The organism is uncultured Dialister sp. (assembly GCF_937959425.1).
GTDB lineage: Bacteria > Bacillota > Negativicutes > Veillonellales > Dialisteraceae > Dialister.
Genome location: NZ_CALGPS010000123.1, coordinates 1 through 6,898, shown reverse-complemented (window position 1 = coordinate 6,898; position 6,898 = coordinate 1). Strand labels below are relative to the sequence as shown.

6 protein-coding genes are annotated in these 6,898 nt (G+C 52.6%); all 6 read right to left on the bottom strand.

The features are described 5' to 3' along the window. Window positions 1-1,883, bottom strand: a 1,883-nt coding sequence (locus Q0482_RS05495) for an ATP-binding protein (RefSeq protein ID WP_299144386.1), incomplete at its 3' end; no start/stop codon positions are given. Between the two features lie 15 nt (window positions 1,884-1,898). Next, window positions 1,899-2,588 carry a response regulator transcription factor gene (locus Q0482_RS05490; RefSeq protein WP_299144383.1) on the bottom strand — a complete coding sequence of 230 codons (690 nt, stop codon included), beginning with the start codon at window positions 2,586-2,588 and terminating at the stop codon, window positions 1,899-1,901. 132 nt (window positions 2,589-2,720) lie between these two features. Continuing rightward, window positions 2,721-3,518, bottom strand: a complete 798-nt coding sequence (pstB, locus tag Q0482_RS05485) for a phosphate ABC transporter ATP-binding protein PstB (protein WP_299144389.1) — start codon at window positions 3,516-3,518, stop codon at window positions 2,721-2,723. 17 nt (window positions 3,519-3,535) lie between these two features. After that, the gene (gene pstA / locus Q0482_RS05480; RefSeq protein ID WP_299144380.1) at window positions 3,536-4,474 is read right to left on the bottom strand and encodes a phosphate ABC transporter permease PstA; all 939 of its coding nucleotides are present in this window, start codon (window positions 4,472-4,474) and stop codon (window positions 3,536-3,538) included. Next, window positions 4,471-5,382: a phosphate ABC transporter permease subunit PstC gene (gene pstC / locus Q0482_RS05475; protein WP_299144377.1), complete on the bottom strand. Its 912-nt coding sequence runs from the start codon at window positions 5,380-5,382 to the stop codon at window positions 4,471-4,473. The genes pstA and pstC overlap by 4 nt, the downstream gene beginning before the upstream one ends. 103 nt (window positions 5,383-5,485) lie before the next feature. Next, window positions 5,486-6,370, bottom strand: coding sequence for a phosphate ABC transporter substrate-binding protein (locus tag Q0482_RS05470; RefSeq protein ID WP_299144374.1), 885 nt, complete (start codon window positions 6,368-6,370; stop codon window positions 5,486-5,488). Window positions 6,371-6,898 lie beyond the last annotated feature (528 nt).

Here is a 6,898-nt window from a genome sequence, read left to right as displayed (position 1 = left end):
TTCATTTTCTTGGCTTTATGCAGTCTTTTTTCTTCCTGGCTTCCCTTTTCACTCTTTTCTTCCATTTCCGCCGCCTTGTCTTCGGCGGCTTCCTGCTGGGCCAGGCGGCCGGATTCCGCATCTTCCGCTTCTTTGCGGGCGGTGAGTTCTTCCGTGGTTTCTCTGGAAACGTCGGCGTCGCTCATGCGGGGCAGGATGACGGTGAAGGTGGTGCCTTTTCCTTCTTCGCTGGTCATAGAGAGGGTGCCTTTGTGTTTTTCTACAATGTGCTTGCAGATGGCCAGGCCCAGGCCGCTGCCGCCGGTGGATTTGTTTCTGCTTTCTTCGGCACGGTAGAACCGTTCAAATACCCGGTCCTGCTTTTCCTTGGGAATGCCGATGCCGTTGTCAGTGATAGTGAGGGACAGTTTGTCCTCTCCTTCCGGTTTCAGGGCAGCATGGACGCTGCCGCCTTCTTTGTTGTATTTCACCGCATTGTCCAGAAGGTTCATCACCAGTTCGGAAAGAAGGGCTGCGTTGCCGTAGGTATAGAGGGGCTCTGCTTCCACGGAAATGGTGACATCCTTGGCTTTGGCCTGGGGCTCAATGAGATCGGCGGCGTAGCGGACAAGGCTGTCCATGGAGACCGTTTTCCATGTGATGGTGGTTTCTGTTTCCTCAATGCGGGACAGGTGCATGATAGTGTCGATGAGGGTGAGCATACGCTGGGATTCATTGACAATGCGGCTGCCGAAGAGTTTGACGTCATCCGGTTTCTGGTACATGCCGTTGGCAATCATTTCTGCAAATCCGCTGATGGATGTAAGGGGCGTCTTCAGTTCATGGGATACATTGGCGGAAAATTCCCGTCTCATCTTTTCCGCCATGTAGGAGGCGGTCATATCGCGAAGGACGATAAGAAGACCGGTCTCCCCGTCGGAAAGTTCGATTTTGTTCATCACCATGCGGTAAGGTTTATCAAAGAGGTTCATGGTGTATTCCTGCCGTCCTTCGGTGCGGTAGGCCTTGCCGATGACCCGGAGCCAGTCCTCGTTGTGGTAGAGGCTGGCAATGCGGCGATATCTCTTGTCCTCCGCCGGATGGAAGATGTCTTCGATTTTTCTGTTGTAGTCCACAATTTCCTTGTGCTCGTTCAGAAGGATAATGCCGTCGGAAATGGTATCCACCACGGTGCGGATGGTATTTCTTTCTTCTTCAATGTCGTCCAGGTAATTCTGGATTTCATCATGCTGTTCTTCCACCTTGCGGATAAGGGGGTTCAATTCCTTGTAGTCTGATGGCACGTCGTCCACCTTCTGTCCTTCCATAATCTTCTGCACCAGGTCGCCAAGAAGGTGGAAGGGTTTCAGGATTTTATCCGTTTCCCTTTCCGCCGCAAAGAGGCAGCCTACGATAAATACAAGAAGAAAGAGGATGATTTCCGGCAGGTAGGCGGAAAATCCTTTGTAGGAAACGGTACGGACGCTGGAAAGGCGGAGGATGGTGCCGTCCGGCGCTTTCTGGGCATAGTAGCTCTTGGGGTTGTCATTGGCATCTTTATGAACCGCATCGCCTTTGCCCTTTTCCATGGCCTCTTTCACTTCCGGCCCGGAGGCGTAGTCTTCATCCTTGTTGTCGCTGTCGTAAATGACGCTGCCGTCCCGGTCAAGCCATACGATGTGGATGGTTTTGCCGTTGTCCTTATATACACGGGACAGATAGGCTTTCCCCGCTTCTTCGTCATCAGAGGATACGGCGCCTGCCATGACGCTGTTCAGGTGCTGCAGCTCATGGCTGAACTGCTCCTGCATGCCCTGGTAATAAAGGATGGCGGAAAGGATAAAGGTAGTAATAACGGACACAATGCCCATAAGAAGAAGGCTTCTATAGATGCGGACTTTCATACATGATTCTCCTGTTTATGATTTTCTGTCGCCCAGGCGGTATCCCACCCCGCGGACAGTTCGTATGCAGGCTCCTTCACTCCCCAGTTTCTGTCGAAGACTCATGATGTGCATATCAATGGTCCTGCTTTCCATTTCAAAGGGAGAGTCCCAGACGGCCTGCATGATCTGGTCTCTGGAAAGAACGATGCCCTTATTTAATAACAAATAGCACAATAAGTCAAATTCCTTTAATGTGAGCTGTACTTCCCTGCCGCCGGAGGTAACGCTGTGCTGTTCCTGGTCCACCACAATGCCTTCGAAGGAAAGTTTTTTCGATCCTTTTTCTTCAGGCTTTCGGGTGCGGCGAAGGACGGAGCGAATGCGGGAAAGAAGCTCCATAATACCGAAGGGCTTGGTGACGTAATCATCGGCGCCCAGGTCAAGGCCCTTCACGATGTCAAATTCGCTGGTTTTGGCGGTCATCATAATGACCGGAATGTTCTGCAGCTTGGAGGAAGCCCGGATTTTTTTCAGAATGGTGAGTCCGTCCTCCCCTGGAAGCATGATATCCAGAAGAAGGAGGTCCGGCACATTTTTCTGCAGCGCTTCATAAAGCTCGGCCGCTTCGCCGAAGCCCCCTACTTTGTAGCCCTGCCCACGGAGGGCATAGCTGACCAGTTCACGAATACTTTCATCATCTTCCACACAGTAAATCAGCGGCATATCAAGTCTCCTTAAAAAACAGTCAAAGCCGGCAGAGCGGTCTGGGGAGGAGGCACTGTGCCGGTTGTATTTTCAAAAGACTGTGAAATGGGCATACCCATTTCATAGATTTCACATATTTATTTTACCACATCAGCCAAAATTGCCGGAAACGTAGCGGATGGTTTTTTCTTCCTTCGGATTTTCGAAAATCTGCTCTGTATCACCGTATTCCACCATTTCACCAAGATAGAAGAAGGCAGTCTTGTCGGCAATGCGCTGGGCCTGCTGCATGTTATGGGTAACCATGACTACGGTGTAGTTTCCCTTCAGCTTCACTGCCAGATCTTCAATGTGGGCGGTGGAAATGGGGTCAAGGGCAGAGGTGGCCTCGTCCATGAGGAGCACTTCCGGTTCTACTGCCAGGGCCCTGGCAATGCAGAGACGCTGCTGCTGGCCGCCGGAAAGGCCAAGGGCGGATTTGTGGAGACGATCCTTCAGTTCATCCCAGATGGCTGCCTGGCGAAGGCTGTTTTCCACAATGTCATCCAGGTCGCTTTTCTTTGTAATCCCTTTCAGTCGGGGACCGTAGGCCACGTTGTCATAAATGCTCTTTGGAAAAGGGTTTGGCTGCTGGAAAACCATGCCCACATGGCGGCGCAGGACGATGGGGTCGATTTCCCTGTAAATATCAACACCGGAAAGAAGTACCTGCCCTTCCACCCGGCAGCCGGAAACCAGGTCATTCATGCGGTTCAGTGTACGCAGGAATGTGGATTTGCCGCAGCCGGAAGGTCCGATGAGAGCAGTAATCTGGTTCTTTTCGATACGCATATTGATTTTCTTCAGTGCCTGGAAAGCGCCGTAGTACAGGTCAAGGCCCTTGCAGTCGAAAATAATATTGGAATAGACGGAAATGGCGGAAGCGCCTGCAGAAGCCGGTACAGCCATGGAAGTATTGTTAATCATTATGCATTCTCTCCTTCTGTTTTCTTGGAAATATACCGGCTCACCATTCTGGCTCCGATACTGAATACTAAAACCATAATCATAAGAACTGCCGAAGCAGCGGCCGCTGTGTCCATGGCACCGGCGCCAAGGCCTTCGGTGCGGGCCGCCCATACCTGGAGGGACAGGGTCTCACCGGGGCGGAACGGATTCAGCGGACAGGCAGGGGATGTAATGTCCCATACATTCCAGTTGATGTCGGTACTCATGCCGGCGGTATAAAGAAGGGCGGCCGCTTCACCGAAGCCTCGCCCTGCTGCCAGGATGACACCGGTGACGATGGGGCCTACGGTGGCAGGAAGCATAACATGCCAGATGGTTTCAAAATGGGTGGCCCCCAATGCCAGGCTCCCTTCCTTGTACCCTTCCGGCAGGGCCTTGAAGGCATCATAGGTAGTGGATGTAATGAGCGGAAGGGACAGCACGGACACTGCCAGGGCGCCGGAGAAAAGGTTCCACTGGCTGTGTACCATGATGATGAACACCAGGTAGCCAAAGAGGCCGACTACGATGGAAGGCAGGGAGGACAGGGTTTCAATGGCGATACGGAGGGTATTAGTCACTTTGCCGGGAGCTGCATACTCAGCCATGTACACCCCGGCCATGACACCGATGGGAACGGAAATCAAAAGGGAAAGGACCACCAGGTACACCGTATTGAAAAACTGGTTTCCAATGCCATTGGGGCCAAAGGAAAAGATTTCCGGTTTCATGGCTTTGATACCGCCCCACACCACATAAAGGGTGAAGGCGATGAGAAGCAGTACGAAGGCTGCGGAAATCAGATAGAAGAAAAAGGTAGCTGTTTTATCAGCAAAGCGGGCTCTTTTGAGTCCGCTGTCAATGAGACGGAGGTCAGACATGTTTCCGTTCACCGGTGATGCAGGCTGTGTACTCATGCCATGGACTCCTTTCTTGCTGCGATCAGATGAATAACCAGAATGAAAAGAAGGGAAATAATAAAAAGCAGGAGGGCCATGGTCCAGAGGGCCGCATTCAGTTCGCCGCCGTCCATGGCGCCGCCCATATCGGAAGCAATGGCAGCGGTGAGGCTGTTGGTGGGATCCAGAATGCTGTGAGGGAAGGATTTCATCTTGCCTATCACCATGGATACTGCCAGGGCTTCGCCAAAGGCGCGGGCCAGCCCCAGTACGATGGCGGTGAGAATGCCTGGAAGGGCTGCAGGCAGGAGCACTTTGTAAATCATCTGCCAGCGGGTGGAACCCAAACCGTAGGCCCCTTCGATGTACTTCCTGTTCACGCTGCGGATAGCATCGGCGGAAACGGAGGTAATGGTAGGGTAAATCATGACGGAAAGAACAATGGCTGCCGCCAGCACCGACTGTCCATGGGGCAGTTTGAACAGTTTCTGTAGAAAGGGCACCAGTACCACCAGGCCTACCCAGCCGTAAACAACGGATGGAATGCCTACAAAGATTTCAACTGCCGGACGGATGACCTTTTCACCAAGCTTCGGGGAAATCTGTGTCATGAATACAGCGGTGGAAAGGCTGAAGGGAATGGCAATGAGGAGTGCCAGAGAACAGGTGAGGATGGAACCCCAGATGAAAATGGCCGCCCCCACCTTTCCGCCTCCCACATCGGTGTCCGATGGCTTCCAGGCTGAGGAAAAAAGAAATTCCCCTATGCTGTGGTGAAAATCAGTAAAGGTGAGCATGCCCTTGGCCAATAGGAAGCAGCCGATGGCAACTGTCAATATGATGAGGAAAAAGCCGCATATGGTAGATACGCTCTTCCCCAGAATTTCTCGTCTGAACATATGCTGCTGCCGCATATTTCCGTCCATGAATGGTTCTCCTTTTTAAAGACGGGAAAGGCAGCCGCATTTTTATGCGGCCGCTTTTCCCGCAGCTATTTCTGATTTACGCTTTTTATATATTCGTCAAAGATTATTTTGTCTTCATCTTGGAAGATACGCCGTAGCCCTGTTTTTCGATTTCTACGCCGTATTCATCGGAGAGGACGTAGTCGAGATAAGCTTTTACAGCGCCGGTGGGTTCCCCCTTGGTATACATGTGTTCATAACCCCAAACTTTGTACTTACCGTTGTAGGTGTTTTCCAGGCTCGGTTCTACGCCGTCGATGGCAATGGCCGCCACATCCTTATTGTTGACCAGGTAAGGAAGTGCCACGTAGCCGATAGCGCCTTTCGTCTGGGCAACACTCTGAATCAGTGTGCCGCTGTCGTCGGTTTCAAGGGACTTGTTGGACGCTTCTTCCTGTCCTGCCAGTGCCAGTTCGGTGAAGAGGGCACGGGTGCCGGAGGTGGTAGGTCTGGTGACAAGAACGATCGGTTCATCCGGGCCGCCTACATCCTTCCAGTTCGTTACCTTGGCAGTGAATACATCCTGCAGCTGCTGGGAAGTAAGGCTCTTGACCTTGTCTGCAATGTCCTTATTGACAATGGTGGCTACGGTCATGGTGCAGACCTTGTGGTCCACCAGTCCCTTTGCTTTATCGGCGGGGAGCTTCTTCTCAGCCGGTACATCGGAGTTGCCGATGTTTACGGAGCCTTCAGCTACCTGCTTCAGGCCGGTGCCGGAACCGCCTGCATTCAATGTGATGGAAACATCAGGGTTCTTTGTCTTGAATTTAGCGGCTGCATCCTTAGCCAGCGGAAGCAGTGCGGATGAACCGGAAACGGTTACCTGTCCGGATACCTTGCTTCCGGAAGCAGCTGCGCTCTTTGCGGGAGCGGAATTGCCGCCGCAGCCTGCTGCTGCCACCAATGCTGCAGAAGAAAGAGCCAGAGCCATCCACTTTTTAAGATTCATTATTAATCCTCCCTTGAAACGAATGAAGTTATTTTTTCTTTCGATGTTTTTAGTCTAAAGCAGGGATGTAAAAAACAATGGGAGAAGAAAGTATAGTTTTTATCTAGTTTGTAAAGAGAAGGTAAAAAATGGGGGGGACGAGACCTATGGACCCGCGGGTTGTGTAGAAGGGTGGTGTTTCAGGGGGCAGGGGAAAGGTTCATTCCCCCCCATTTTATTGTCCCACCGCTTGCGGGGGGAAGGTGGTGGCGTCAGCCACCAAAGGGGGGCGGGCCCGTAGGGCCCGCAAAAGGAAAAGGTTCTTAAGTTTGACGCAGCCTATCGGCCCCGAGGGTTGTGGTGGCGGCTCCGCCGCAGTATAAAAAGGGGCGCGGCTTCGCCGCAGGTTGTGTAGAAGGGTTATGTTCGCCGGCGCTCAGGGGGGCGACAGCGGCTGTGCCGCTGAGGGTTGTGGATAGCCGCTGGCGCAGCAATAAGGATTATATGCCGCTGGCGCGGCCCCCTTCCACCACTCCGTGGTCCCCCCAC

Excerpts from the sequence above, each read along its gene's own strand:
- pstC (WP_299144377.1), bottom strand. The coding sequence starts at position 5,382 with ATGGACGGAAATATGCGGCAGCAGCATATGTTCAGACGAGAAATTCTG.
- Q0482_RS05470 (WP_299144374.1), bottom strand. The coding sequence starts at position 6,370 with ATGAATCTTAAAAAGTGGATGGCTCTGGCTCTTTCTTCTGCAGCATTG.
- pstB (WP_299144389.1), bottom strand. The coding sequence starts at position 3,518 with ATGGCTGTACCGGCTTCTGCAGGCGCTTCCGCCATTTCCGTCTATTCC.
- Q0482_RS05490 (WP_299144383.1), bottom strand. The coding sequence starts at position 2,588 with ATGCCGCTGATTTACTGTGTGGAAGATGATGAAAGTATTCGTGAACTG.
- pstA (WP_299144380.1), bottom strand. The coding sequence starts at position 4,474 with ATGAGTACACAGCCTGCATCACCGGTGAACGGAAACATGTCTGACCTC.